Source organism: Streptococcus pasteurianus (assembly GCF_004843545.1).
GTDB classification, from domain to species: Bacteria; Bacillota; Bacilli; order Lactobacillales; family Streptococcaceae; genus Streptococcus; species Streptococcus pasteurianus.
The window spans coordinates 1694927-1719909 of the sequence record NZ_CP039457.1; the positions used below are offsets into that span (position 1 = coordinate 1694927).

Below are 24983 nucleotides of genomic sequence, written 5' to 3' on the forward strand. Positions count from 1 at the left end.
TTATAGCATATTTTTGCATTTATGTAATAGGCAAACAGCTCTATCAGCTGTTAAACTGAAGAAAAAGTCTTTTTGATACTTTCCTTAGATTCCTCGCTCTTCAATTTCTAGGCTTAAACCTCAACCATCCACTAGAGGCTTTGAACCATCGGCAGTCCTAACAATTCAGTAGACTGTTAGAGGAAACCAAAAAATTCCCAATCTGAAACCTTAAACAATCTCCCAGATTGTTTAAGCGGCACAAAGTATCGTTTTATTGGGGACAAGGATCGCAAATAATTCTGAAATTAAACGGAAGTAATAATTACTTATAACTTATTTCGGTTAAAAGTAGATTTATTTACATTCTGATAGCTATATCATCCATATTTTACATATGCCAAACTAAAATATCAAAATTTTCAGAAAAATGATATAATAATTATTAAAAACACATGGAGGTCTCCAGATGTTACAAGTAAAACTAAAAAATGTCAGCTTAGAACGTCAACATAAATTATTATTAAAAAATCTTAACTGGGCAGTTAACAAGGGGGAACATTGGGCTATTTTAGGATTGAATGGTTCTGGTAAGACAACACTTTTAAAGCTTATCATGGCTGAATATTGGAAAACAGACGGTGAGGTGGAAGTCCTAGGAACACCATTTGGTGGTACTGATATTAGCGATATTCGTACCAAAATTGGTATCGTTGGCTCATTTATTGCTGAGCGACTTCCAGCAAATATGCTTGCCGAAAAAATCGTTTTGACTGGGAAATACAAATCAAGCATTCTTTACAAAGAATACGGTGAAAAAGAACTTGATGAAGCACGACAAATGTTGATTTCAATTGGTGGCGAACATCTGCTTGGACGTATTTATGCTAGTCTGTCACAAGGTGAAAAACAACTGCTCCTTATCGCACGTAGTTTAATGGAAAATCCTGAAATTTTGATTTTAGATGAGGCTACAAGTGGGCTTGATTTGTTTGCGCGTGAAAAACTATTGACACAGATTAAGCAAATCACAAGCCTTCCTAATGCTCCAACAATTCTCTACGTAACACACCATGCCGAAGAAATTACACGATCAATAACTCATGTCTTGTTGCTGAAAAAAGGAGAAATCATTGCCCAAGGTCCTAAAAATGATGTTTTGACTGAGGACATTTTAACCGATTTCTATGACCAAACCGTCTCAATCATCCCACTAGGCGACGAACGCATTTACATCAAACCTGAATTTAAATCATAACAGTAAAACCCCTAGGACATTTTTGTTCTAGGGGTCATTTTATAATAAAGTAATTATATGGTAGTGTTCCATAGTCATCTTTTAACGAATAACTTTCGAGTTTATTGACATTGCGGCGTAGGAAGGTTGCGTAGCTTGATGTAATGTCTCCACGCATTTCATATTCAGCAATCACTTTACGCTCAAGATAATACCCTCGCAACATTTCATCAATATTATCAGGTTTCATATGAGCAATGACACGTTCAACAAAGACGCCCGATTCAATGATATTAGCTTCTTGTAGGCGTGACCTTTGAAGAAAGCCAATCAGCTCAGAATTATAAATGCCTTCCAAATCTTGTAACCCTTCTAACACCAGCTCCGTATTGCTTAAATAAAGCTCTGTCAAGCGGTCACGGTTATCTTCTGTCAATTTAATTTCGCGTGATTTTCCAGAAAGAAAGTGACGGATAGTCGGCCAAAAACTAAGGCTTTCACGAACTAAGCGACGAATCACTCGCATGCTAATCGTGAAGAAATAACTAAACGTTGAAATAAAACCGCGATTAATCTGACGTTCCAAATTTTGCAAATAACGTTGATACAAACGGTATTCAACTAATTCTATTTTGCCTTCTGAAAAAGCATGCTCTAAACCATCGCTTTCAATTCCAAGAATCATCAAGCGCAAGTAAGCCAATTCTTTTTTGACAATAGTCGGCTCTTGTTCCAAAATTAAGTGCTCAATACGCCCATTGTAATTATCAATGGCTGCATAAAGTGGACCTTTGTTCTTGACTTCTTTTAAATCTTGCTCCAATGTCTTAACCACTTCATTTAAAATAGCAATTTGAGTGACATAATCGGTAGTATCAGTATCATCAGAGTTTTGTGCCAAGTGTGGTAAAACAAATACTCCAATTAGAAAACTTAACAAAGTCACCGCTGCTACAGTAAATAAAATCAAGCTATAGGCGTAACTTTCAAACTGCGGCAATAGCAAAATTGTCGCGATTGATACCGTCCCTTTCACACCAGAAAAAGTTAACAGTAAAACCTCCCTCAATAGTGATTTACTGAAACGTTTTTCTTTACGATAATGGAGAATATAATAAAGCCCAACCATGACAAATCGAACTAAAAAGAGCAAAGCTGTCACGATTAACACAATCGCCGCAAGACGATAATTATTAACCAAAGGATTGGTCAAAGCAGGCTCAACAATACGTGTCAATTCATAGCCAAAAACGATAAAGACAAAGCCATTTAAGATGAAGCTGACCGTCTCCCAAATAATCTGGCTGACACGGTCCACCTCAGCATCAAATAAGCGAATTCGTTTGAAGCGACTGGCTTGTGATAATCCAGCAATCACGACAGCAATGATACCCGATACACCAAAAAGACTGGCAACAAAGTATGACACAATCGGCAATGATAATTCCAATAAGAGAGCCCCTGTCACATCAGCGACGTCAATTTTTTCAAGAAAAGCCATGACTCCTCGATTTAACAAGGCAAAAAATAGCCCGACCAACATTCCACCAATAATTGCCCAAAACAGACTAAAGCTCGCAGTAAGCAAAGAAAAGGCTCCAGTAGTCAAAGCCGTCACAGCAAATTGGAAAGAAATCAAACCGCTGGCATCATTCAAAAGCCCTTCTATTGTCAAAATGGATTCGACTCGCTTTGGAAATTTAAACCGTTTTGCAATTGATAAAAACGCAACGGCATCTGTCGGAGCAAGCGCTGCTCCCAAGGCAAAACTAGCAGCCAAGGGGACATCAACAGGCAATAACTTACCAGTCACATAACCAACTGTCAGCATTGTTATCAAAACAGTTGGCAAAATCAGATAAGCCACAATCGACTTGTATTTGACAAAGGTCGTCACATCACTTTCTTGCCCCTCTCTAAAATTAAGCGGTGCAATTACCAAAGCCAGAAATAGCTCTGAATCTAAAGTGAGTGTCGTCTCTTTTGCTAAAACACCCACCAAAATTCCCAAAACAATTTGGATAAAAGGTAAAGGCAATTTAGGATAAAGACGATTAATGACGTTGGAAACAATAAGCATTAATAAAAATGCTATAACAAGGATAGAACTCTCGATAAACCATCACTCCTTATCGTTGTTTTTGGCGGCAATAAACAGTAAAACGTTCTTTTTGCTTGGCAATTTTTTGATCAATAGCCGTAACATCTTTACGATCACGAAGTCGTACGCAACGTTCTTTTTCAAGACTAGCTAACTTTTTCTTAATTGTCAAGATTTTCTCTGCATCTTCTTCTGACAACTTGGCACACGGTTTAGTGTTTGCGTCATCTAAATATTTTTGATGCATTTGATGTAATTTTTCACGAACCGCTACGGTTTGCATAATGCTTAACTCTCTTTCGACTGTTTTAATTTTTCAATCATCACTAAAAATGGTGGTTGATTAATTTGGTTTAAAGGTTGATACAGCATGGCGGTAAAAAGCCTTTGGTCTAGCTGATTGACATATTCTAGCACAGCATCTTTTTCCATGTCGCCACCCTCATGTCCATAGTAAATCATGATAGCTAAGCGACCACCAACCTCAAGCTTTTCTAAAATTTTCTCCACAGCAATCAAGGTTGTGTCAGGTTTAGTGATAACCGTTTTATCAGCACTTGGCAAATACCCTAAATTGAAAATAGCTGCGCGAATTGGTTGATTCACATAATGGTCAATATGTTGATGCCCATCCAAAATTAAATGAGCGTTGTGAATTTCTTGTTTTTCTAAACGTTCTTTCGTGCTTTGCAAAGCTTGTTCTTGCACATCAAAGGCATAAACCTCTTTAGCATGTTGGGCAAGAAAAGCTGTGTCATTGCCATTTCCCATGGTCGCATCAACTGCGATAGCTTGTTCATCCAAAACTTCTGCTAAAAAATCATGAGATAAATGCAAAGGACGTTTTATCATAACACGACCTCCTTATTTTCTAGCTTACACCCTTGATAAGAACCACGGCGTTCCATTTCTTGATCAATGGCATTTAAGACTTCCCATTTTTTAAGACTCCACATTGGACCAATGAGCATATCGCGCGGAGCGTCACCTGTAATACGATGAATAATGATATTTTTAGGAATAATCTCCAGTTGGTCACAGATGATATTAACATATTCTTCCATACCCAGCAATTTTAAACGCCCTTCATGGTAATCACGTTGCATTTTCGTACTTGTCATCAAATGCAATAAATGAAGCTTAATCCCGTCAATTTCATTATCTGTCACACAACGTCTGACATTTTCAATCATCATGTCATGCGTTTCGCCAGGCAGACCATTAATCAAATGTGAAACAATCTCAACTTTTGGCGCTAACTGACGCAAGCGTTTAACCGTTTCAACGTAAAGGTCATAAGTATGCGCGCGATTGATGATTTTGGATGTTTCATCATAAGTTGTTTGCAAACCAAGCTCAACCGTTACATGCATACGCTCAGAAAGCGCAGCAATATAAGCAATCGTCTCATCTGGCAGGCAGTCTGGACGCGTACCAATATTGATACCAACCACCCCAGGTTCATTAATGGCTTGCTCATAACGCTCACGAATGACATCTACGGTATCATGCGTATTTGTGAAATTTTGAAAATAAACCAAGTATTTCTTAACATCTGGCCATTTGCGGTGCATGAAATCAATTTCTTTGTAAAATTGGTCACGAATTGGTGCATCAGGAGCAACAATCGCATCTCCTGAACCAGATACAGTGCAAAATGTACAGCCTCCATGTGCGACCGTACCATCTCGATTTGGACAATCAAAGCCCGCATCGATAGGAACTTTAAAAATCTTCTCCCCAAAAATCTGACGATAATAATCATTTAAAGTATTATAACGCTTTTTCATAGCTTATATTATAACACTTTCCCAAAAACAAACAAACTCTTATCACTTGTCGTAAGCGTATTCTTAGCTATAAAAGAAACTGGGATGACCCCAGTTTCTTTTATTCTCTCATTCTAATTTTTTCACTCTTGTTTTCCTTGAAAGCGCCATTCAAAGCGTTTTTTGTCATAAAATGGATAGGTTGCGGCTACGATAGTAAATGCTAGTAACCAGCCTCCCAAAATATCAGACGGATAATGAACCCCTAAGTAAATTCTTGAAAGTGCTGTTGTCAAAGCAATAACCACAACTAAAACTTGTAAGCAACGTTTAAGTATCATCTTGGTTAAGTGTTGTTCCATAATCACAACCAAACTCAAAGCAACGACCATGGTTGCCGCACAATGCCAACTAGGAAATGATGGTCCCATTGGCTTTGGAATAAAGTACTGGATACTTGGGCGCGGACGATTGTAAAGGTATTTAAAACCTGTTGAAAAAATACCCATTAACACTAAATTTCCAGCTAGCAAAATAGCCTCTGCTTTCCACTTTTTCCAGAAATAAAATACAAAAGCAATGGCAAAGACATAAACAAAGATAAAAACTTCGTGTCCAAAATTCGTTACGATTTTAAAGAAAGTTGTCGCATTGGCAGGAAGGTCGCCACGAACACTTGTTTGAATGCTTGAGTCAATTCCAGCCAAAGTCTCAGGAAAGAATTTGACCAAATAGCCTAACATCATAAAAATGACAAGGAAAAATGAAGCTCCTACAAAATAATTTTGTTTATGTTTCATATTACAATACCTTTTCTATCAAAATGTCGTAAGTCTATTATACCTTAGTTAGTTTTCAAATCCCAGATAAATCCTCGAAAAATCTGTGGCAAAATTGTAGGAATTTATCATTCTAAACAGTTTACAAAATCATCAAAAGGCTTCCAGCCACAATCAGCAAACACCCAAGCATTGACTTTAAAGTTAGCTGTTCATTTAGAAAAATGAAGGCTAAAATCAAGGTGATGACAACACTTAATTTATCTATCGAAGCTACTTTTGAAGCGTCGCCCATTTGTAAAGCGCGATAATAAAATAACCAAGAAACACCAGTAGCAAGCCCAGACAATATCAAAAACAACCAACTTTTTCGGCTAATATCACCAATACCACTCTGAGCATTTGTGATAAAGACTATTCCCCAAGCCATGAAAACCACGACAACTGTTCTGATAGCTGTCGCTAAATTTGAATTGACACCACTTATCCCAATCTTAGCTAAGATAGATGTTAACGCAGCAAATACTGCCGATAAAATCGCAAATAAAACCCACATCTATTTTCCCTCATTCCACTTAAACTATAACATTTTTGAGCGTAAAGCAAAAGCCAACACATTGTTGGCTTTTAGAGTATAGACAAACCACTTTTAATCCAAAATAGGTTACAAATAATTATTTTCTCTGTTTATTTTAGAATTATTTGCGAATTTTGCTCCCAACAAAACAATACTTTGTACCGCTTAAACAATCTGGAAGATTGTTTAAGGTTGCAGATAAGAGAAATGACGTCTCGGAAGTTTTAAGAATTCCTTGGTTTCCTCTAACAGTCCACTGGACTGTTAAACTTGCCGACAGCTCAAAGCATCCAGTGGATGGTTTGAGGTCTAAGTCTAGAAATTGAAAAGCAAGAAACCTAGGGGAAGTATTAAAAATTTTTCAACTTAATCTATTTTTAAAATTGGTTTAAGACAACTATATAAAATAAAGAATGTCACCGAAAAGATAATCCCTTCAATGAGGTTAAATGGAATGACCATGGCAAAGAGATAGTTTCCCAAACCTAAAATAGCAGAAATATCAAAATTCGCAAATTTGGCATAAAGTGGCACAGCGTAAACATAATTCAGCATAAACATTACCACAGTTAAGCCAAGCGTTCCCACGACTGATGCCAGTATGTAATTTTTCAAGCTTGGTTTTTGGTTCCAAAGAATAGCTAGCGCTACTACAAAAACACCTAGAGCAAGGACATTCATTGGCAAACCAATAATCGTTGAAATACCACCGTTATTTAGCAAAAGCTTTAGCAGAGTACGAAGAATTAAAATTCCCAAAGCACTCTTCAAATCAAACATCACAAGCCCAACTAAAACAGGCAAAACTGAAAAATCAAACTGTAAAAAACTAGCTGATGGAATCAGTGGAAACTGAAGATACATCAGCAAAAAAGAAAGTGTAGATAAAATCGCAATATGAGCGATTTTACGCGTATTAGTCATTGTTTCAGGCATAAAAAAGTTCCTCCAATTTTCTCAAATTGAAAGAAGGCGTTCGAGTATATGGTAGCACAACAAAAACAGCATAGCCAAACTCTTAGTCTTCTCCCATCCAGACTATACTGTCGGTTCTGGAATCGCACCAGATCAGCTGCCCTGCAGCTCGCGGACTTAAATCACTCTCGTTCTCTTACCAAACTAAGTTGTTGAAAATTTTCAGCAATTATTACCGCCGGTCGGGAATTACACCCTGCCCTGAAGACAATTCTAGAATAGCAAAAAAACAGCATTCATGCAATATTTTTCGCACAAAAACCTTGCCATTATCAAAAAAACAGCCATTTTGACTGCTTTCATATGAATTATTTTAATTTATCGTGTGCGTAAGTATGACTTAATTCTAAATTCGGAAAAGCTTGCTGACGAAGAGCTTCATAAACAATCATACAAACAGTATTTGATAAGTTTAGGCTACGAACGTGTTCATCATTCATCGGAATGCGAAGAGCTTTTTCAGGATTAGCTCGCATAAATTCTTCTGGCAAACCTTTATCTTCACGCCCAAAAAGAAAATAATGGTGCTTCCCGTCGTTATAATTTTCATCAGAATACACTTTGTTGGCAAATTTACTAATCAAATGAACCTCACCATCGCATTTTTCCATAAATTCATCCAAACTATCATAAAATGTCACATCAAGTTTTTCCCAATAATCCAACCCCGCGCGTTTCATTTTACGGTCATCAATTGGGAATCCCATTGGACGAATAATGTGCAAAGGAGCGTTTGTCGCAGCGCAAGTTCTGGCAATATTTCCTGTATTTTGTGGAATTTGTGGTTGAAAAAGAACAATATGATTCGTCGCTTTATTCGGTTCTTCGTGATAGTCAAGCTCTTCAATATTCATAACTTACCCTTTCATTTCGACATAAAAATAAACCACACTGCTCGGAGTCAAGCTCAGCAAACAATGTGGTTGGCGGCGATTCATTAACTTAAATCATAACAGGTTTGATTTAAACTAACGAATTCTTGATATTTATTATAACACTTTAATACCTAAAGTCAACGCATTTGACATGATTTTGTGATGTTTTTGCGTATTTTTTCAAGATTTTTTGACTCTTTTCCTAAAAATAACGGTTTCAATACTTTTTATTTCATTTTTTTAAAAAAACCCTGAAATTCAGGGCTTTATGTATTTATTTTTTCAAATGATAAGAATACGTTGCGATGATAATATCTTCATACCAGCGTAGGCGAGCACGCAAGCGTAAGCTCATTTGGTTGTGAAGAATATTTTGCCAACTGTGTTTTGGAATGAATTTTGGAATAATTACCGTCATGGTATGGTTGTTTTTCTTAGCTTCCCGATTCATTTTTTGAACGAATGACATTGTTGGTTTCACAACATCACGGTAGTTTGATTCGATATTGACAAACGTTACGTCTGGGAAATAGGTTTTAAATTCTTGTTCAATTTCCAAATCTTTTTCACGGGTTTCTAACGTTGAAACATGCATAGCAACAACGGTTTGACCGATACTTTTGGCGTAATTAATGGCACGAATACTTGCTTGTGTGATATTCCCAACTAAAATCAAAACCGTATTGCCGTCGTAATGAATATTTTTGACATCGTCTGTTAAACGTAACTGCATGGCAACATTATTATAATGGCTCTTAATTGAATAAAATAGAATCATCAAGACCACAATAATTGGGAAGAATGGCCAGATTTCACCGATTCTAAAAATCAATAAAATCAAGATAATCAGATAACAAATGATTGCTCCTAAAATATTAGCAAGCGAATGTTTCAAATACCCTTTACCAAATTTGCGTTTCCAATGGATGACCATACCAGTTTGTGAAAGAGCAAATGGAATAAAAACACCAATTGTATAAAGTGGGATAAGACGTTCTGTTGATCCATTGAAAATACAGAGCAAAACAATTGCTCCGCCTGCCAAGGTAATAATTCCATTAGAATAGCCTAAACGGGCTCCTTTTTCCATGAAAAGATGTGGCATGTATTTATTTTTAGCCATGTTGAAAGATAACATTGGAAAGGCTGAAAAACCAGTATTAGCAGCTACGGCTAAGATAAGTGCTGTTGACAACTGGAAAATATAGAAAAGTGCGTTTCCAATTGCTGAATCTCCAAAGACCTTTTGAGCAATTTGCGCCAAAACAGTCACATGTGCTGTTGGCAAAATGCCCAACCAATAGTTTAAGAAAGTGATACCTGCAAACATAACACCTAAAATGATTGACATGATAGCAAGCGTACCAGCAGCATTTTTTTCTTTAGGCTTTTTGAAAAATGGCACCGCATTTGAAATAGCTTCAACACCAGTAAGGGAAGCCGAACCGCTTGTGAAAGCTCTTAGTAAAAGAATCAACGACACCCCAGGAACAACTTTGCCAACATGTGCTGTTGCACTATAAGCAAGGTGCCCCGTTGCAATTTGAATGCCTCCGTAGCCAATTAAGAAAAGGATGCTGACAATGAAAAGGTAAACTGGAATCATCAGCGAGGTCGCTGATTCACGCAAACCACGCAAATTCATAAACATCAAAATTAGAACCAATACAATAGAAATTTCCAGATTAAATTCTTTAATAGCAGGAAAAGCTGATGTAATTGCATCGGCACCAGATGCTACGGATACTGCTACCGTCAACATGTAATCAACCAAAAGACTACCACCAGCTATCAAGCCCATGCTTGGCGATAGATTTTCAGTCGAAACCATATATGCTCCGCCACCTTTTGGATAGGCGTGAATAACTTGTTGGTAAGAAATTGTCAAACTAGCTAACAATACCAAAACCAATAATCCAATCGGTAGAGACCACCAAATAGCTGCCGCAGAAATCGTTGTTAAAACTAAGATAACTTGTTCTGGTCCATAGGCAATAGACGAAAGAGCATCACTCGATAACATCGCTAACGCTTGTGATTTAGACAATAAATGTTCTTCATCATACTCGCCAGCTGATTTTAATGGATTACCAATAAAAACATTTCTTAACTTTTCAAGCATTGAAATTCTCCCTAAAATTAGATAACGATTTATTATAATTCTCCCCTTCTCATTTAGCAAGTATTTTGTAAAAATGTTATATAATTTTAACAATCATTGTTAGCTTTGATAAATCAAGCTTAATCCCTTGTCAGCAGTTAGAATGGCTAGTATTTTTAGGAAAAATAGAGTAATATAGATACGATACATTTCGGAGGTTAAAATGAAAATAATTGTTGTCGGCGGAGGTAAGGTTGGTACCGCACTTTGTCGCTCTCTTGTTGAAGAAAAACACAATGTCGTCTTAATTGAAGAAAAAGAAGCTGTTTTAAAAAATATTACCAAACGTCACGATATTATGGGAATCGTTGGTAATGGTGCTAACTTTAAAATCCTTGAGCAAGCTGATGTTGCTAACTGCGATATCTTTATTGCTCTGACTGATAAAGACGAAGTTAATATGATTTCAGCTGTTCTTGCCAAACAAATGGGCGCTAAAGAAACGGTTGTCCGTGTTCGTAATCCAGAATACTCAAATACTTATTTCAAAGATAAGAATTTTCTTGGCTTTTCTTTGGTGGTCAATCCAGAATTGTTAACTGCACGTTATATTGCTAATACTGTTGACTTTCCAAATGCCCTTTCTGTTGAGCACTTTGTCAATGGACGTGTCATGCTGATGGAATTTGTGATTTCTGATGGCAGTAAACTTTGCCACATGAGTTTAAGCCAGTTCCGTAAAAAATTCGGCAACATAGTTATCTGTGCTATCGAACGTCGTGGAAAATTAATCATTCCTGATGGGGATGCAACACTACAAACTGCTGATAAGATTTTCGTTACAGGAAATCGTATTGACATGATTCTTTTCCACAATTCTGTAAAAACCAAATCTATCAAAAACATGATGATTATTGGTGCTGGACGAATTGCATACTACTTGCTCAACATCCTTAAGAACACTAAGATGAATCTTAAGGTCATTGAAAATAATCCTGAGCAAGCTCAGATGTTCAGCCAAGACTTTCCAAACGTCCATGTCGTTCAAGGTGACGGTACAGCCAAGAGTGTACTCCTAGAAGAATGTGTAGAAAACTTTGATGCGGTCGCAACACTAACTGGGGTAGATGAAGAAAACATCATCACTTCCATGTTCCTTGAAACACTTGGCGTACGAAAAAATATCACCAAAGTCAACCGTACTAGCTTGCTTGAAATTATCGACACTAGCCAATTTTCAAGTATTATCACACCAAAAAGTATTGCGGTTGATAGCATGATGCACTTCATTCGTGGTCGTGTGAATGCCCAAGACTCAAACCTTGATGCCATGCACCACGTTGCTAATGGTCGTATCGAGACCTTACAATTTGAAATTCGTGAAAATAATAAAATGGCAGGCAAGAGTCTCTCATCACTGAAATTCAAAGAAAATATTCTGATTGCTGCGATTATCCGCAAAGGTAAAACCATTTATCCAACTGGTGAGGATGTCTTTGAAGTTGGTGATAAGATTGTCGTCGTAACCTTCTTGAAAAACATCACGCGCATCTATGATTTGTTAGCGAGGTAAGTTATGAATAAAAGTATGGTTCGTTACCTCCTTTCAAAACTGCTCTTGATTGAAGCCTCTTTGATGTTGATACCTGTGATTGTGGCTTTCATTTATCATGAAGATATACGCGTGATTAACAGCCTGGTCATCACGATTGGAATGCTTGTCATCATTGGACTTCTTGGAGTTGCTTTCAAGCCAAAAAATTACCATGTTTACACCAAAGAGGGACTCTTAATTGTTGCTCTATGTTGGATACTTTGGTCATTCTTTGGAGCGCTGCCGTTTGTACTTTCAGGACAAATTCCAAGTATCATTGATGCTTTCTTTGAAATGGTTTCTGGATTTACCACAACTGGTGCCACTATTGTACCTGATGTTGCCGTACTATCACACTCACTACTCTTCTGGCGAAGTTTCGCCCACCTTATCGGTGGTATGGGGGTATTGGTGTTTGCACTAGCCATTATGGAAAATAGTAAAAATAGCCACTTAGAAGTTATGCGTGCTGAGGTACCTGGTCCTGTCTTTGGTAAAGTGGTTTCTAAGTTGAAAGAAACAGCGCAAATCCTTTATGTCATTTACCTCAGCATGTTTGCTATTTTAGTAGTTATTTTAATGGTAGCTGGCATGCCTGCCTTTGACAGTGTCATCACAGCAATGGGCTGTGCTGGTACTGGTGGTTTTGGAGTCTATAATGATTCGATTGCTCATTACAACAGTTCACTAATCACAAATATTGTCTCAATTGCTGTACTCCTTTTTGGGATTAACTTTAACCTGTACTACTTCTTATTACTTCGCAAGTTTAAAGCATTCTTTAAAGACGAAGAACTAAGAACTTATATTGGGATTGTTATGATTGCAACAGCCCTAATCTGGTTGAATGTTAGTGGCCTTTATCCAAGTACTGGAAAAGCTTTGGAAAATTCATTATTTGAAGTGGCTAACGTCATGACAACAACAGGATTTGGAGTGACCGATTTGACCGTTTGGCCTTTGTTTGCTCAGGTTATCCTGCTCTTTCTCATGTTTGTCGGTGGATCTGCTGGATCAACCGCTGGTGGGATTAAGGTCATGCGTACGCTTATTCTAACTAAAATCGCAAGAAATCAAGTGCTCTCAACCCTTTATCCACACCGTATCATGACTATTCATATCAACGAGCAACCACTTGATAAGGAAATTCAACACGGTGTCCTTAAGTATTTGACGCTTTATGTTTTCTTACTTCTAGGATTGACCTTGATGTTATCGCTTGATAATAATAACTTTATGGTTGTTGTCAGCGCAGCAACATCAACCTTTAACAACATCGGACCAATGCTCGGCACAAGCCAAACCTTTGCCATCTTTAGTCCATTTTCAAAATTACTCATGTCATTTGCCATGATTGCAGGACGCTTGGAAATTTACCCAATGCTGCTCCTCTTCATTCCAAAAACATGGTCTAAATATTAATACACAAAAAGAGGAAAGCTTAGCTTTCCTCTTTCTTTTTACGATAATCTTTATTGCGTCGAAGCGTAAAATAATCAGGCACTGGATCATCCCCACCTTCTACAAAGGGATGGCAACGCAAAATCCTTGCCACTCCCATAATGACACCCTTTAGCCCATGCTTTTCAATCGCCACAATCATGTAATACGAACAGCTTGGTCGATAGCGACATGATGGAGGGGTAATGGGGGAAATCCGTTTTTGATACCATTTAACAAGCGCAATAAGAAGTTTTTTTATCATTTTTGTTTGTTAACAGCTAAATTATGTAACTGGCTGATTTCTTTTTTACTCAAACGACGTGATTCACCTGGGCGAAGTCCTGATAGATCCAAAGTTCCAAAGTTCGTACGAGACAATTTATCTACCAAAAGTCCAACTGATTCGAACATTTTCTTAACTTGGTGATTGCGTCCTTCATGAATGGTTAATTCAACCACTGAACGATTTTTCTCAGGATCTACCTTAATGATATTGTAGCGAGCTGGTTTTGTCTTTTTGCCATCGATAACAACACCACGTGTCAATGGACGAAGATTTTCTTTTGTCGCAAGTCCTTTAACACGAGCTAAGTAGACTTTGTCAATTTCATTACGTGGGTGAATCATTTCATCTGTGAAATCACCATCATTTGTCAAAATCAAAAGTCCAGTGGTATCCCAGTCCAAACGTCCAACAGGGTAGATACGTTCTGTAACATTTGGTAGCAAGTCAACAACCGTTTTACGGCCTTTGTCATCTGATACACTTGAAATCACACCACGAGGTTTATTAAGAAGGTAATAAACTTTTTCTTCGTTATAGATTGGTGTCCCTTCAACTTCAACAACATCACCAGCTTTAACCGTTGTAGCTAGTTCTGTAACAACTTTACCGTTGATGGTTACCAAACCTCTTTTAATCAAATCTTCAGCTTTACGACGGCTGGCAATTCCCGCATGGGCAATGTATTTATTAATTCTCATTCTCTTTCCTTTACTACATGCTATAAAATACCAATTGATTTTATTGTTATTTTACAGTATTTCATTATTTTTAGCGACTGTCTAACCTTCTTCAGGCAAGCCAGAATTATCAAAAAGGGTCATTTCCTCATCAACCAACTCAATATTAGAAACGTCGATTAATTCACTCAAGTCATTAATGCCCATGAAATCCAAGAAATAATCAGTTGTCACATATAGATTTGGACGACCAATAACTTCTTTTTTCCCTGCTTCTGTGATCAGTCCTAAAGCCATCAATTTGCTAATAGCGCTGCTTGAATTCACCCCACGAATATCATCAACTTCAATACGTGTAATAGGTTGTTTATAAGCAATAATGGACAAAACTTCTAAACTCGCACGTGATAAACTTTGGTTGACAGGTGCTTTAGCAAACTCTCGTAGTAAGCCAGCAAAGATTTCCTTCGTTACAATTTTATAATTACCTGCGGTTTCAATCAGACAGAGGCTTGATGTCTCATCTACTTCATATTTTTGGGCTAATTTTTCCAATTGTTGTTGGAGAGCTGTCGGTGTTAAATTAACCATACTAGCCAAATGTCGCAAGCTCAATCCCTCTTCACCTGCCACAAAAAGGAGGGCTTCAATCTGAGCTAAATAGTTCATGTAACTTCCTTTCTTAATCTTCTTTTGCTAAATGCCTTCTACAAGATTTGACAGCTTAGCTAACACTTCGTAAAACAATGTCACCAAAATTTTTTTCTTGTTCAACCTCAACTTCGTGAACTTTGATTAATTCCAAGGTTGCCAAAAAAATGGTAATCATTTCAGGAAGTGTCTGGCATTCACGAAAAACGGTTGTCAGCACTAGTTTTTTTGTCGCATTAAGACGTTCCACAATGATTGTCATCATGTCCTCAATGCGATAATCATCACGTTCGATAACTGTATTGCTATTTTTTAATTCTTTTTGTTTTTCAGCCATGACATGCGAAAACGATAAGAACAAATCCATGACCGTCTTATCGTGTGTTAACACAGCATCTTCAAAAATTAATTCTTGCTTTGGTTTTGAATAAAATTTAGCACGTTCGTCGTGCTGCGCTGACAGTTCCTCACTAATCGCTTTAAAGCGGCGATATTCCTCAATTTGGGTCAGCAATTCTTGTTCAGGGTCATTTTCTTCTGGCTCTGCCTCGACAACTTTTGGCAAAAGCTTACGGCTTTTAATCAACATCAGCTGACTTGCCATAACCATATATTCACCAGCCACTTCCAATTTCATGGCTTGCAAGGTTGAAATATAAGCCAAATATTGCTCAATAACTTCTACAATCGGCACATCATAAATATCCATTTGGTACTTTGAAACCAAATGCAAAAGCAAATCAAGAGGACCTTCAAAATCTTTTAACTTAATATCCATTATTTATAAAATTTCTCTAAAGTCACTGGACTTTTAAGGCCCAGATTACGACTAACCTCCAATATTGATTTACCTGCTGCTTTTTGATGCAAAATGTACTGCTTGCGAATTGCCTGCGCAGATAAGTAATCTAAATCCAAGGTTGCTAAAAATGATTTTAGTTGATTGAAAAACCATTGACGTGAATAAGGTTGTCCTTGATTGTCAAAAAGATAAAGCTGATTCTCTGAAAAACTTGCTGCCACATAAGGCAATAATTTTTCAGGAAGCTCTAAAACCCTCACTAAGCCTGCTCTTTGCACGCGCAAAACAGCAAAAGTCAAATCAAAATCAGCAATTTTTAACTGTTGAATGTCACTTGGTGATAAACCAAGCTCAATCATCAAAAGCGCAATTAGCTGCCCTGTTTGACAATTCGTTTCCTGATAAAAAGAACGATAATCCAAAAGCGCCAGTTCAACTGGTTTTGTTGTGATTTTCTCTTTATTACTCAACTTGTAAAAATGGTCCAGTCGGTCTGTTTCATATAAAAAATACAGAAACTGATTGACCGCTGAAATTTTTCGTTTTTTAGCCGAAGCTTTTAAAAGTGACAAAGAGTGTTCATACAATGCCAGCTTTTCTTTGCTAACTTTGCCATCAATAGCTTCAACGAATTGTTGCAAATCATAAAAATAGGCATTCTTTGTATTTTCAGATAAGGGCTTGCTATCAATAAAATCTTGGATAAAATCAATCATCTTTCGGAGTAATCGTGTAATAATCAGTGAAATCGTGTAAAAGGCTATTCACCGCCTTTAGAATCGATTTACGAGTAATAATGCCCAAAAACTGGTCATTTTTATCTAAAACAGGTAAAAATGGATAATCTACCAAAAGATGCATAATATCCGTCAAATTTGACGTTTCACTAATCGTTTCCATTTTAGTATTTACCATTTTACCAATATCTGTTTGAGCTAATTCCCAGTCTGTCAACTGATTTTTGGCTTGATAAGACATAATATCCGCAATGCTAATGGTTCCAACATATTTTTTCTCTTTAGTAATAACCGGAACACGCGAATAACCATTGTTAGCTAATAAAAGCATAGCATGGTCAGAATTATGAGTATCAATAAAAATAGCTAAATCCTCTGCTGGAATCAAATAATGTTCCAAATGACTGAGAAGAAACTCTTCAAATTCTTTTGCTATCATCTGTCAAATTCCTTAGAAAGTACATGGAAAAGGTCGTGATTACGTGTGTAATAATTTACCTTAATCTTATCATCAGTAATGTCAATTTTGGCATAGAGTTTTTCTTTCACATCACCACGTGGTTGTAAAACACTACCTGGGTTGATAAAGATTGTTTTGCCATTGCGCCAAGCTGCTGGACGATGTAGATGACCATAAAGGCAAATATCAGCATCCGCTTCTTGGGCAAATAAATCCAATCTATCCCACGTAAAATTAATATTATAAAGATGACCATGTGTTTGTGCCACAACAACATCACCGAGATAAGTGATTAATCTTTCAGGATAACCATTGTCATAGTCACAGTTACCACGAACCACCTTGATACCTTCCCAAATCGTGTCCGAACTTGGCAATTCAGAATCACCATTGTGGAAAATAGCATCTACTTCCCCTTGGTATTTTGTCTTAATATCATTGATAATCTCACGGTCGCCATGAGAGTCACTCATTACAATTATTGTTTTGTTTGCCATACTGGGAATGCCTCCATTAATTTCTTAACAGCCAATCCTCTGTGCGAAATATTATTTTTTTCTTCAGCAGTCAATTCAGCTGCGTGACGTCCAGTTTCACCGACCATAAACAATGGGTCATAGCCAAAGCCATTATCGCCTTTTGCTTCCATTGCAATATAGCCTGGCCAGTCAGCTTCAACAACTAAACTGTCTTTGTCTGGTGCTGCAACCACCAAAGTAGTATGGAATTGTGCAGAACGGTCTTTATGGTCAAATACCATAGCCAGCTCATGAAGTAGTTTGGCGTTATTTGATTCATCTGTCGCATCTGGTCCAGAAAAACGAGCTGACCAAACCCCAGGAAGTCCGCCAAGAGCATCAACCTTCAATCCTGAATCATCTGCCAAGACCATTTTTCCTATCAATTTTGAAATGGTTTCAGCTTTCAAACGTGCATTTTCCTCAAAGCTCATGCCAGTTTCTTCAACTTCTGGTAAATCAGGATAATCATTAAGATTTTCAACCTTGATACCGATTTTTTCAAACATCTTACGGAATTCTTTGGTCTTGCCTTCATTACGTGTTGCAATCAAAATCGTATCACCAAAGTCAGCTTCAGAAGTTTGTCCAAAGAAAGCCGCTGCTTCAACACCGTTTTCTGGCAAATGAACCAAGAGCAATTGTTCAGCTTCCGTAACAATCACTGCTCCCGCACGTTGTGTCACTTCAAGCTTGCGATTTGTTTCTTGATTAATCATATCAGCGACAAAACGAATCAATTGAAAATCTGATGATTTTTTCACAACAGTCACATTATAACCATTTCTATCATCGGAATGACAATCTCCGTGGCAATTGCCACAACACTTGCTTGTGTTCAATTTAGCCAGTTGTTGACTTAATTCATACACGGCATCATCGCAAACATTTCCTAAACCTGAAATGGCATTAAATCCGCCCCATTCACCAAGAAACCAATTTTCCGCATCTTTATACTCATAAATTTTATCAGTCATTTATTACAATCCTATTTCTATTTGTTCAGCTTTTTCAAATCGACGTGTTGCACATCAATATCTTTAGCAAGCCAATTCACAGCAATTTCTTTGAAACTCTGGCTACTTGCTGTTGTGTAAAACGCATGAGTCACATCATCTTGTGTGCGACTGCGATTAATTTCAAAGTAATTTAACAAAACCGATACATCACGAATACATTCAGCCCCACTATCAATAAGTTTGACATTCGGTCCCATTACGTTTTGAATAATCGGACGAAGTAAAGGATAGTGTGTACATCCGAGCACTAATGTATCGACTTTACCAACAAGCGGTGCTAACGTTTCATAAACAACTTTTTTAGCAACACTTGATGTCATTTCGTTAGATTCTACAAGAGGAGCAAATTTAGGACAAGAGAGGCTTGTAACGTTCATTTGCGGTGCCAATGATTTTATTTTTTGATGATAAATATCCGACTTGATTGTCATCGGCGTTCCAATCACACCGATTTTTCCATTGCGAGTTGATTTAATGGCTGCGCTAGAACCTGGCAAAATAACTCCCAAAACAGGAATATCCAGTTTTTCCTTAACTGCTTCCCAAGCGACTGCTGTTGCAGTATTGCAAGCAAATACAATCATCTTAACATTTTGTGTCAAGAGAAAATTAACCAATTCCCAAGTGTATTCGCGAATCTGTTCAGCAGGTCTAGGACCGTACGGTGCTCTAGCAGAATCTCCAATATATACAATTTCTTCATGTGGCAGCTGACGCATTAACTCACGTACAACTGTTAAGCCACCAACTCCAGAATCTAAAAAACCAATTGGTCTATTATCCATAGAATCTTCTTTCTAATCATGGACTTAGAAAAAACTCAGTTGGTGAGCCAACTGAGTCATTCATTTCTGAGCTCTGTGCTCGAAAATCTTAGCCAAAAGACTGACTTTTTGGAATATCAACGACACCAATCACAGCAATTGACAATTATTTTTTCAAACCAAAGCTTAAAGATTATTTTTTAGCTTTGGTTGCAGCTGCTTTTGATTGTTTGATAATGTTACGATAAGTTTGTTGAATCTTAGCTTCGCTAGGTTTTTGACCCATTTGGCTCATCATTTCACGGATCGCTTCAGGCGTCAAACGTGGGTGTTCACCAATTTCCTTTTCAAACTGTTTACGAGCAATGAAAACGCCACCAACAAGGCCGCCAAGAAGGGCAACCAAAACTAACAAAATCCAAAGAAATGTTGTCATGAATAATTTTCTCCTAAGTTTTTCTACAACACTCATTATAGCAAAAATAGAAAGAGTTTACAAATTCTTGAATGGTTTTTGTCAAATGAATTGTAAGTCTTTTTAACTAAAAAGCTTACTAAATTTCTGATTATCTTTTCATAAGTTGATAAGCTGGCATTTACCAGCATGAAAATGCAACCAAAAGTAGTAAATGAGTAGTATATATAAGCTCCGATATTAACAAGCCAGTCTTTTCAGCTCCACTTTTTCAGACTGAAATGTACCGTGTGCGTCACAGCCAAGTGTCATGGTTATGTTAGCGTGTCCCATGAGATATTGGAGAGTTTTTGAGTTCATTCCTCTGTTTGTCATATTTGTACAGTAAGTATGTCGGAATAAATGTGGTGTGATGTTCAGTAACTTGTCCATGTGATACTTGTTAATCAGTTCTCGCACCAGCCCCTCATATCCAACGGGTCATTTTTCAGTAGTCCTCTTGATATTCTTTCCTTGACTGTTCTTCTTGTCATAGAGCTGGCAGACTGCCATTTTACCGCTGACTGTGTCGATACCATCGTTCCGCTTTTTATCTGTGCTTCTTTTTCCCTCAATGATATACCATCACGCTTCCCAGCATGTGTCTTTTTAAGGTCTGGTACGACATACCAAACACATACTTTGAAAAATCTTCCAACTGCTTTTCTTCATAATCGGCAGGGTTCAGTCGTTTCATTTCCTGCCATACCTTACGTTTGTAAGAGGGCAGGTCAGAAATATAATCACAGCCGACTTTTGCCTGCATATCCTTAAAAATATCATTCATTTCATCACTCCAATCTGAAATTTAGGTAAGAAAAAAGCAGTCAATCCTAAGACTAACTGCTTTCAATATCAACTACCGAACAAATTAAATTCTTTTTGCAACCAATTTTCTATTTGTTTTGCTTCTTTCTCTTTTAACCCAATCTCTGTTTGTTTTGGAATAATTACTAAAATTTTACTTTTTTCCCATTCAAGGTTATTTAGAACAAGAAATTCTTTTGCGTTCCATTTTGTTTTAGGAGCATATTTCAAATTTTTTGTAAAATTCACATCAGAAGTTCTATTAACTAATTTAGACTTTGTTTTTCCTGCAACAATCCCATATAATTGATTGTCCATTTTGAAAAATTTTATATATGCAAAATAATATATTCTCTCGTCAGCAAGTTTATTTTCAAAATTATTGCTAGGTCTAATTAGCTTTGGATTATCATTGGGTATGTCAGTATCAAACCATTTATACAAGTGTTTATAATCAGACTTCTTTAACTGTTCTTCAATTTCTTTATCAGTAAAAAAATTGAATTGTTTAGTATATTGAAAATTTTGGCTCATAAAATAGGTTTCTCCTTTGATATTTTATTAAGATATTTCAATTATATCAGCCCTATATAAACACTACAATAAGGTTTTACGCACCAATAATCTTATTGAACAGCTCTAACAGTACATCTTTCACACCGCCAGCGTTGAATACCAAGCCGACTGCGACAAGGGCAACTACCAAGAAGCCAATGAGCTTTGAAAATTCACGTTTGAACCCTAAGTAGATACCGATAACCACAATCGCCATAAGCACTAGGCTCTGTGCGTTGCTTAAAAACCATTGATACAAATTTTGCCCGAAATTCATTTAATTGTCCTCGCTTTCTTTTAATTGTTTCATTTTATAGTCAGCTTCTTTGCCAACACTCAAAATACACATCAAGACTACGCCGATACCCATTCCCATAGATACCAACAGGAAGTCTTTTCCTAATTCCCACATTTTTTATCACTCCTAACTTTCCACTAAATCTTTTGCAGGGGTCGTCTGCTGTTTGATTATCATTTTATGTTTTTCACTCAAGGTTGCCTGCTTTTCGATTGTTTCCATGTAGTCTGTACCGTTTCCCTTATCAATCTTTTTCAGCATTTTCAAGGTCGGTGCTACCTGCCGTTGTACCCAACGCAATGTGCGGTCTAAGGTGTAAGGCTCTGGCTTTGTCGTCAGTTTCATACTATTTATTTTCCAGTACCATTCTTGCCAGCTTTTGACAGTGTAGGAGCTTCTTGAAACTGTCGTAGCAGAAGCGATAATACAGAAAAGCGACCAATGTACAAACACCAGTCGCTATCAGTATCGTTATAAAGTTGTAAGGGGAAAGCGTCAAGCCGTTTTCTAACAAGCCGAAATGCTCCCAATCGGTACGCATGAGCTGTTTTATATTCAATAGCAATAGAACCGCCACGAATACAAACAGAAGCGTCCCTATGGAAAAGTGGTAAACAAGGTGCTTGTCGCTGGCTCTGATACGATGTCCTTTGTTCCAAATCTTACGCATAAATCAATCACTCCTTTCTGGATATGAAAAAAGCAGTCAATCCTAAGACCAACTGCTTTGTGTATGGATATGAAATTGCTTTCAATCTTGAATAGGTATCCAAATTTCAATAACTGAATTATCACTATTCCAATGAAAACGATAATCGTATTTTTCAAAGTGTAGGATAATATCTTTTATAGGAATATACGATGTACTAGGAATAATTTCTTGATAAATCTTGCCATAAGTTTCATATATTTTATCCATAGCACCAATATGCTCCACAACCAAATATTTATAAGACGGTATTTCTTTATACAGAAAGCCCTCTGGGGTAATGGTTCTTTGGGGAATAGAACAGAAATAATAAAGTTTTCCATTTCTTCTTTCCATAAAAGCATATTTTACCCAATTTCCCGATTGTGAAAGATACGCTTTTTTCAAACTACTGTTAAACTTTCTCCAAAACTGTGTACTAATCTGAATATTCTTTTTTTGATAATTAGTCAGTTCTACTTCTTGCCCAATAACTGCAAATGCGTTTAATTCCTTTATAGAAAAATTTATCATTTTACCTTGTGAGCAGTGATAACGGTATAACTGTACGCATTTACCGTTATAATACAATTATCAATCGTTATATACCAGTTTTTTCCTTTTCTTGTGATTTCCGCATTAGAAAGGCTAATTTTTTCTTTGCACCATTCAATTACATTTTCTACATTCAAAGATAAGTTCTTTTTAATTCTAATAACGCCAAGTTCAGTTGTGTGAAGTCTTCCTAAGTTTTCCAGTAATTCATTTTCCATATTTTGATACCTCATTTTTCAGCAAATTTATTTGTATGTTTTATATCCCAATTATAACATTCGCATATCAGTACCACAATAAAATTTTATGCTCCGATAATCTTATTAAAAAGTTCTAACAGCACATCTTTTCATCACTCCTTTCTAGGTACGAAAAAAGCAGTCAATCCTAAGACTAACTGCTTTGTGTGTATGGATATGAAATTGTCAAACTGGAATTTGTCATACAATCAATTTATTTGCAAGCTTGTAAACTTGTTTAATTTCTTTAGTTTCTAAGTGCCAGCTATCAAGTTCAATTCTAATTAACTCTGGGAACTTCTTACTAATATCCCTTAAAGCGTTCCCAACTGATTTTCTAACATATTCACTTGTATCCTCTTTTAAGCCGGAAATTCTTTTAATAGCTTCATTCGGATTTTCTTTGAAATATGGTCTACTTGTCCATATTCTCAATCCCTCTGTAACAGCTCTCCTTGTATTAGGATTACTACTTTTTAACCATTCATCTATAATTGGAAGTGCCTGTTTATATCCTGTTTTCTTGCAAAATTCATCAAACGCCTTTGCTAAAACTTCTTGAACTCTCCAATTATCGTCATGCGAAACCTCATCTCTCATAAATTCTAAAATATTTTCATCTTCTGATAAATAACCAAAAAGAAATACGCCGTACATTCTTACTTGATACACATCAGACTTATAGGCTAAAAATGCCAATGTTTTACTATGTTCACTATCATTGGATTTATAATCTAAAAAAGCTCTTTTTTCTTCCTCTTTGAACCCATTTTCTATTAAAGAAAATTCTTTTTCTAAAGTAGCAATATATTTTTTCAAACAGCCTCATCTCCTCACCAAATTCTAATTTGTCCGTTTCTTCATATCCATATTATAACAGTTCCATATATCCGCTACAATGAAAATCTATTTCGTAAGTTTATTTTTTCGGCTGTCCCTGCGGTGTAGAGTTCTGTGGATTACCTGCGTTCTGGTTGCCTTTATTCTTCAATACAATATCCTCTGCCTTTACATACCTGTCTACATCAGCACCAGTAAAAGTTTTTCTTGATACTGTATCGGCTGCGGGATTGACAAGCTCCACGACTGCATTGTACGGAAATTCCCTTAACGGCACTTCTGGCGGTACAGATACGGGGATAATTCCACCATGCAGACTGCACTTCAAATCATAGATACGCTTTTTAAGCTGGGTACTCGATGTCCTTTGTTCCAAATCATGCACATAAATCAATCACTCCTTTCTGGGTATGAAAAAACAGTCAATCCTAAGACTAACTGCTTTGTGTGTATGGATATAAAGTTTTCAAACTGGGCGTTTATTATTTCTTCTTTTTCGGTTTTGAATTTGGTAACTCATCATACATAGCATTAAATAATCCTGCTAAAAATTCCTTATTATCAACTTCATCTACCAACAACATTTCTTTTGCTCCCTCATAGGGTAATTCATACGGAGCTGTCGGCATATAACTAATTGCCGATTTCACTGGTTTAACAAGCAATCTATCATCATAGATACCACCTACAATCTTGCCACGATAATAGATAATAAATTCTCCCATCATAGCTCGATAAGTAATTTCTTCTAACTCAGATAACTGCCCTAAAATAAACTCTAAATATTCCTTGCTTGATGCCATATTTCCACCTCAAATTCAAATTTGCTCGTTTCTTCATATCCATATTATAACAGTTCCATATATCCGCTACAATAAAAATATAAGATGTTGGCTTATTTTTTGGCCTGTTCCTGCGTGTTATTATTCTGTGGATTGCCTTTATTCTTCAATACAATATCCTCTGCCTTTACATACCTGTCTACATCAGCACCAGTAAAAGTTTTTCTTGATACTGTATCGGCTGCGGGATTGACAAGCTCCACGACTGCATTGTAGGGAAATTCCCTTAACGGCACTTCTGGCGGTACAGACACGGGGATAATTCCACCATGCAGACTGCACTTCAAATCATAGATACGCTTTTTAAGCTGGGGACTCGGTGTCCTTTATTCCAAAATCATACGCATAAATCAATCACTCC

At 36.8% G+C, this 24983-nt stretch carries 31 protein-coding genes, 4 pseudogenes and 1 riboswitch; of the genes and pseudogenes, 3 read left to right on the forward strand and 32 right to left on the reverse strand.

The window, feature by feature from the left end; all coding sequences use genetic code 11:
- Window positions 1–448 precede the first annotated feature (448 nt).
- Window positions 449–1237, forward strand: a complete 789-nt coding sequence (locus E8M05_RS08830; protein ID WP_003066068.1) for an ABC transporter ATP-binding protein — start codon at window positions 449–451, stop codon at window positions 1235–1237.
- A 34-nt stretch (window positions 1238–1271) separates the two neighbouring features.
- On the opposite strand, the gene E8M05_RS08835 is transcribed toward E8M05_RS08830, so the two are convergent.
- The 9 genes from E8M05_RS08835 to E8M05_RS08875 form a co-directional block, all read right to left on the reverse strand.
- Window positions 1272–3296 carry a cation:proton antiporter gene (locus tag E8M05_RS08835; RefSeq protein ID WP_003066070.1) on the reverse strand — a complete coding sequence of 675 codons (2025 nt, stop codon included), beginning with the start codon at window positions 3294–3296 and terminating at the stop codon, window positions 1272–1274.
- Window positions 3297–3345: 49 nt separating this feature from the next.
- A complete protein-coding gene (locus E8M05_RS08840; RefSeq protein ID WP_003066072.1) occupies window positions 3346–3600 on the reverse strand; it encodes a hypothetical protein in 255 nt (84 codons plus the stop codon).
- A gap of 5 nt (window positions 3601–3605) precedes the next feature.
- Entirely contained in the window at window positions 3606–4169 is a 564-nt protein-coding gene (locus E8M05_RS08845; RefSeq protein ID WP_003066074.1) for a tRNA 5-(aminomethyl)-2-thiouridylate-methyltransferase MnmM, read from the reverse strand.
- Window positions 4166–5107: a tRNA modification radical SAM protein MnmL/YtqA gene (locus E8M05_RS08850; RefSeq protein WP_003066076.1), complete on the reverse strand. Its 942-nt coding sequence runs from the start codon at window positions 5105–5107 to the stop codon at window positions 4166–4168. Before E8M05_RS08850 ends, E8M05_RS08845 begins: the two co-directional genes overlap by 4 nt.
- A gap of 122 nt (window positions 5108–5229) precedes the next feature.
- The gene (locus E8M05_RS08855) at window positions 5230–5886 is read right to left on the reverse strand and encodes a phosphatase PAP2 family protein (protein ID WP_003066078.1); all 657 of its coding nucleotides are present in this window, start codon (window positions 5884–5886) and stop codon (window positions 5230–5232) included.
- A gap of 121 nt (window positions 5887–6007) precedes the next feature.
- Window positions 6008–6421, reverse strand: coding sequence for an EamA family transporter (locus E8M05_RS08860; RefSeq protein ID WP_003066080.1), 414 nt, complete (start codon window positions 6419–6421; stop codon window positions 6008–6010).
- 387 nt (window positions 6422–6808) lie between these two features.
- On the reverse strand, window positions 6809–7378 hold the full coding sequence (locus tag E8M05_RS08865) for an ECF transporter S component (RefSeq protein ID WP_003066082.1): 570 nt from the start codon (window positions 7376–7378) through the stop codon (window positions 6809–6811).
- An 81-nt stretch (window positions 7379–7459) separates the two neighbouring features.
- A riboswitch (FMN riboswitch) is annotated at window positions 7460–7630 on the reverse strand.
- Window positions 7631–7725: 95 nt separating this feature from the next.
- Window positions 7726–8271, reverse strand: coding sequence for a tRNA (cytidine(34)-2'-O)-methyltransferase (locus E8M05_RS08870; RefSeq protein WP_003066084.1), 546 nt, complete (start codon window positions 8269–8271; stop codon window positions 7726–7728).
- A gap of 295 nt (window positions 8272–8566) precedes the next feature.
- Window positions 8567–10414, reverse strand: a complete 1848-nt coding sequence (locus E8M05_RS08875) for an APC family permease (RefSeq protein WP_003066086.1) — start codon at window positions 10412–10414, stop codon at window positions 8567–8569.
- Between the two features lie 202 nt (window positions 10415–10616).
- Between E8M05_RS08875 and trkA the strand changes: the two genes are divergently transcribed.
- Together trkA and E8M05_RS08885 are read left to right on the forward strand one after the other, a co-directional pair.
- Window positions 10617–11966: a Trk system potassium transporter TrkA gene (trkA, locus tag E8M05_RS08880; RefSeq protein WP_003066088.1), complete on the forward strand. Its 1350-nt coding sequence runs from the start codon at window positions 10617–10619 to the stop codon at window positions 11964–11966.
- A gap of 3 nt (window positions 11967–11969) precedes the next feature.
- Window positions 11970–13409 (forward strand): TrkH family potassium uptake protein, encoded by a 1440-nt coding sequence (locus E8M05_RS08885; RefSeq protein WP_003066091.1) that lies wholly within the window; start codon window positions 11970–11972, stop codon window positions 13407–13409.
- Between the two features lie 19 nt (window positions 13410–13428).
- Here E8M05_RS08885 and yidD read toward each other — a convergent pair whose 3' ends face one another.
- The 23 genes and pseudogenes from yidD to E8M05_RS09005 form a co-directional block, all read right to left on the reverse strand.
- On the reverse strand, window positions 13429–13689 hold the full coding sequence (gene yidD, locus E8M05_RS08890) for a membrane protein insertion efficiency factor YidD (RefSeq protein ID WP_043895289.1): 261 nt from the start codon (window positions 13687–13689) through the stop codon (window positions 13429–13431).
- Window positions 13689–14414, reverse strand: coding sequence for a pseudouridine synthase (locus E8M05_RS08895; protein WP_003066095.1), 726 nt, complete (start codon window positions 14412–14414; stop codon window positions 13689–13691). Before E8M05_RS08895 ends, yidD begins: the two co-directional genes overlap by 1 nt.
- Window positions 14415–14495: 81 nt before the next feature.
- On the reverse strand, window positions 14496–15062 hold the full coding sequence (gene scpB / locus E8M05_RS08900) for an SMC-Scp complex subunit ScpB (protein ID WP_003066097.1): 567 nt from the start codon (window positions 15060–15062) through the stop codon (window positions 14496–14498).
- Window positions 15063–15117: 55 nt separating this feature from the next.
- Entirely contained in the window at window positions 15118–15822 is a 705-nt protein-coding gene (locus E8M05_RS08905) for a segregation/condensation protein A (protein ID WP_003066099.1), read from the reverse strand.
- On the reverse strand, window positions 15822–16562 hold the full coding sequence (gene xerD / locus E8M05_RS08910; RefSeq protein WP_003066102.1) for a site-specific tyrosine recombinase XerD: 741 nt from the start codon (window positions 16560–16562) through the stop codon (window positions 15822–15824). Before xerD ends, E8M05_RS08905 begins: the two co-directional genes overlap by 1 nt.
- Window positions 16555–17022 (reverse strand): cyclic-di-AMP-binding protein CbpB, encoded by a 468-nt coding sequence (gene cbpB, locus E8M05_RS08915; RefSeq protein ID WP_003066106.1) that lies wholly within the window; start codon window positions 17020–17022, stop codon window positions 16555–16557. The genes xerD and cbpB overlap by 8 nt, the downstream gene beginning before the upstream one ends.
- Window positions 17019–17540: a metallophosphoesterase gene (locus tag E8M05_RS08920; RefSeq protein ID WP_003066108.1), complete on the reverse strand. Its 522-nt coding sequence runs from the start codon at window positions 17538–17540 to the stop codon at window positions 17019–17021. Before E8M05_RS08920 ends, cbpB begins: the two co-directional genes overlap by 4 nt.
- On the reverse strand, window positions 17522–18538 hold the full coding sequence (locus E8M05_RS08925) for a nucleoside-triphosphate diphosphatase (RefSeq protein WP_003066110.1): 1017 nt from the start codon (window positions 18536–18538) through the stop codon (window positions 17522–17524). The genes E8M05_RS08920 and E8M05_RS08925 overlap by 19 nt, the downstream gene beginning before the upstream one ends.
- Before the next feature lie 17 nt (window positions 18539–18555).
- On the reverse strand, window positions 18556–19365 hold the full coding sequence (gene racE, locus E8M05_RS08930; protein ID WP_003066111.1) for a glutamate racemase: 810 nt from the start codon (window positions 19363–19365) through the stop codon (window positions 18556–18558).
- A 172-nt stretch (window positions 19366–19537) separates the two neighbouring features.
- Entirely contained in the window at window positions 19538–19780 is a 243-nt protein-coding gene (locus E8M05_RS08935) for a YneF family protein (protein WP_013852176.1), read from the reverse strand.
- Between the two features lie 219 nt (window positions 19781–19999).
- Window positions 20000–20227 (reverse strand): annotated as a pseudogene (locus tag E8M05_RS11895) (site-specific integrase); the annotation flags it as partial.
- 178 nt (window positions 20228–20405) lie between these two features.
- Window positions 20406–20585 (reverse strand): annotated as a pseudogene (locus E8M05_RS08945) (hypothetical protein); the annotation flags it as partial.
- Between the two features lie 68 nt (window positions 20586–20653).
- On the reverse strand, window positions 20654–21139 hold the full coding sequence (locus tag E8M05_RS08950) for a hypothetical protein (RefSeq protein ID WP_003066119.1): 486 nt from the start codon (window positions 21137–21139) through the stop codon (window positions 20654–20656).
- A 76-nt stretch (window positions 21140–21215) separates the two neighbouring features.
- On the reverse strand, window positions 21216–21437 hold the full coding sequence (locus E8M05_RS08955) for a hypothetical protein (RefSeq protein WP_002317729.1): 222 nt from the start codon (window positions 21435–21437) through the stop codon (window positions 21216–21218).
- The gene (locus tag E8M05_RS08960; RefSeq protein ID WP_353733552.1) at window positions 21438–21545 is read right to left on the reverse strand and encodes a DUF3789 domain-containing protein; all 108 of its coding nucleotides are present in this window, start codon (window positions 21543–21545) and stop codon (window positions 21438–21440) included.
- Window positions 21546–21584: 39 nt separating this feature from the next.
- Window positions 21585–21803 (reverse strand): replication initiation factor domain-containing protein, encoded by a 219-nt coding sequence (locus tag E8M05_RS08970; RefSeq protein WP_003066130.1) that lies wholly within the window; start codon window positions 21801–21803, stop codon window positions 21585–21587.
- Window position 21804: 1 nt separating this feature from the next.
- Complete coding sequence (locus E8M05_RS08975; RefSeq protein ID WP_041973905.1) at window positions 21805–22128, reverse strand: hypothetical protein; 324 nt, start codon at window positions 22126–22128, stop codon at window positions 21805–21807.
- Window positions 22129–22209: 81 nt separating this feature from the next.
- On the reverse strand, window positions 22210–22680 hold the full coding sequence (locus E8M05_RS08980) for a GyrI-like domain-containing protein (RefSeq protein WP_003066134.1): 471 nt from the start codon (window positions 22678–22680) through the stop codon (window positions 22210–22212).
- Window positions 22677–22934: a DUF3781 domain-containing protein gene (locus E8M05_RS08985; RefSeq protein ID WP_002305255.1), complete on the reverse strand. Its 258-nt coding sequence runs from the start codon at window positions 22932–22934 to the stop codon at window positions 22677–22679. The genes E8M05_RS08980 and E8M05_RS08985 overlap by 4 nt, the downstream gene beginning before the upstream one ends.
- Window positions 22935–23141: 207 nt before the next feature.
- Window positions 23142–23759: a DNA alkylation repair protein gene (locus E8M05_RS08990; RefSeq protein WP_003066141.1), complete on the reverse strand. Its 618-nt coding sequence runs from the start codon at window positions 23757–23759 to the stop codon at window positions 23142–23144.
- A 100-nt stretch (window positions 23760–23859) separates the two neighbouring features.
- Window positions 23860–24153 (reverse strand): annotated as a pseudogene (locus E8M05_RS08995) (YdcP family protein); the annotation flags it as partial.
- 109 nt (window positions 24154–24262) lie between these two features.
- A complete protein-coding gene (locus tag E8M05_RS09000) occupies window positions 24263–24583 on the reverse strand; it encodes a TfoX/Sxy family protein (RefSeq protein WP_003019339.1) in 321 nt (106 codons plus the stop codon).
- 92 nt (window positions 24584–24675) lie between these two features.
- Window positions 24676–24921, reverse strand: a pseudogene (locus E8M05_RS09005) (DUF961 family protein); the annotation flags it as partial.
- Window positions 24922–24983 lie beyond the last annotated feature (62 nt).